This window comes from Thermogutta sp., from assembly GCF_014359955.1.
In the GTDB taxonomy this organism is placed as follows: domain Bacteria; phylum Planctomycetota; class Planctomycetia; order Pirellulales; family Thermoguttaceae; genus Thermogutta.
Genome location: NZ_JACIYL010000678.1, coordinates 1 through 2445, shown reverse-complemented (window position 1 = coordinate 2445; position 2445 = coordinate 1). Strand labels below are relative to the sequence as shown.

The 2445-nt window shown below is 57.9% G+C and carries 2 protein-coding genes; one reads left to right on the top strand and one right to left on the bottom strand.

The genetic code is table 11. From position 1 onward, the window contains the following. Window positions 1–64: 64 nt before the first annotated feature. Window positions 65–697: an MFS transporter gene (locus tag H5U08_RS15775; RefSeq protein WP_297035187.1), complete on the bottom strand. Its 633-nt coding sequence runs from the start codon at window positions 695–697 to the stop codon at window positions 65–67. Between the two features lie 229 nt (window positions 698–926). Between H5U08_RS15775 and H5U08_RS15770 the strand changes: the two genes are divergently transcribed. Next, complete coding sequence (locus tag H5U08_RS15770; protein WP_297035184.1) at window positions 927–2324, top strand: cysteine desulfurase-like protein; 1398 nt, start codon at window positions 927–929, stop codon at window positions 2322–2324. The last annotated feature ends 121 nt before the right edge of the window (window positions 2325–2445 follow it).

The window sequence follows — 2445 nt, the reverse complement described above, 5'->3', positions numbered from 1 at the left end:
GGGACCGGCAAAAGGCCATGGAACGCGGGCTTCGCATGCCGGGCCTGGAAGGCTGTATCTACTGTCACGCGCCCAAGGAATCCCACCAGCGCGTACTCGGTAAATCCGGCAGGGTACTCAGCGCCGCCTGCTTGCCAGGAGCCACCGACATGGCGAGGGCGCCGAGAAGAGGTCCGAACGTGAACCCCAGCCCAAACGCAGCACCGATGACCGCCATGCCGCTTGCCCGATGTTCGGCTTTCGTCACGTCTGCAATGTAAGCCTGAGCGGTGGAAATCGTGGCCCCCATGATGCCCCCTCCAATCCGTGCCAGGAACATCAGCAAAAGGGAACTCCAGGCGCAGGCCAGGCCGAATAGCGTATAGCACAAGGTGGAGCCGGCCAGTCCGACCAGCAGGACAGGACGTCTGCCAATACGATCGGAAAGACTACCCCAGAGTGGACTGAAGAGAAATTGCATGAGGGAAAAACTGGTCATCAAGAAACCGAGAAGCATCCCCTGGGTCGTCGGACTGTAGCCCGTCATGAGATGCTCGGCATAAACCGGCAAAAGGGGCAGGACGAGTCCAAAGCCCAGCAAATCCACAAACACAACAAGAAACACAATGCCGATGCCCACACGATCGGCGGGCTGGAAACGCGGAGAGTCTTCGTTCAGGGGAGATTCCTTTTTCTGTGCAGTTGCTGCAGGCTTCACGGCTGACCTCACCAATCTTTTCAACACGACGGCTCTTTACCCAAACGGCGAGACACTCCCTCAGGGGACCGACGGTTTCCCGGGTGCAAACCCAGCCGTCGAATCGGTGCCGACATATACGATGGTTCGGGCTCGTTTGGCCGACCAAACCGTCCCCGGGAAATCTCGCAGAATATCCCGTCTTTTTAATGCTGGTGCCCGGCACGTCCGACCTCGCGGGGGATGACCAATGGCAGGGTGCAACGGTCTGGCCATGCCGCTCGGGTCAGGCTGGTCGGAAAGCCTTATCGTGTATTGTTCGCGACGTGCCGACGAGAGACAATTGCTCAATACGCTTGATCCCGGGAAAAAGGGAGGTTCCACGACTATGAGTCAAACATCGGTTGGTCATCTGGATGTTCCGGAGTGTCGTCGCCAGTTTCCGGCCCTCTTCCGCAAGCACGGCGGACTCCCCGTCGTGTATTTTGACGGTGCTGCGGGGACGCAGGTGCCGCACAGAGTGGTCGACGCTGTATGCCGGTATCTTGTAGAAACGAATGCCAACCGGCACGGTGTGTTTTCCACCAGTCAGGACACGGATCGGCTGATTGAAGAGGCGCAGCAGGCCGTGGCCGATTTCCTCGGCACGGATGATCCGCAAACCGTCATTTTCGGCCCCAACATGACCAGCCTGACCTTTGCGCTATCGCGGGCACTGATGAAAACCTGGAAGCCGGGTGACGAAATTGTCCTAACCCGCCTGGAGCACGACGCAAATTTTACGCCGTGGATACTTGCTGCCCGAGAGGTGGGGGTGATTCCGCGTATCGTTGATATTCACCCCGAGGATTGCTCGCTGGACTTGGCAGATCTTTCAAAACAGTTGTCACAAAAAACGCGACTTGTGGCTGTCACGTGTGCCTCAAACGCCGTGGGAACGATCACGCCGGTGACTGAAATCATCAAGCTGGCCCATCAGGTTGGGGCCATGGTGTTTCTCGATGCCGTGCACCTCGCGCCGCACCGGCGTATTAATGTGCAGGCCTGGGACTGCGATTTCCTGGTGTGCTCCGGTTACAAGTTTTTTGGGCCGCATGTGGGTGTACTTTGGGGAAAGCGGGAGTGGCTCGTATCGCTGCCTGCCTATAAGGTGCGACCCGCACCGGATGAAATTCCCGACCGGTGGATGACGGGTACGCAAAACCACGAGGGGATTGCCGGGCTTTGCGCTGCGGTGGAGTATCTTGCGGAGATTGGGAAATCTGTGGCTCCCGAAGTCACGACCCGCCGTGAGGCCCTCGACGCTTGTTTCCAGGCCATCCAGGCTCACGAAGAAATGCTGACCAGGGAAATGATCGAAGGACTTCAGCAGTTGTCTGACGTGCGAATCTGGGGAATCACGGAGCAAGAAAGATTGCACCAGCGCTTGCCGACCATTGCCATCACCCACGCACGCTTTTCTCCCCGCGAGTTGGCGGAATTTCTCGCCACCCGGGGAATCTTTGTGTGGCACGGGAATTTCTATGCCCTTCCTTTAACGGAGAGATTGGGCCTGGAACCTGAGGGCCTGCTGCGCCTCTCGATGGTGCATTACAATACCGTAGATGAGGTGCATCGGGTCCTCGCCGCGATGCGAGAGCTCGATTAGCCGATGTTCCCCGCCTGGACGACTTCGCGTCGAAACCGGGCCGGACGGGTATTGTGTGACGACGGTCAAAAGTGCAACGAGTCTATCTTCAATGGAAACCATTCGTGGCAATATTTACGAC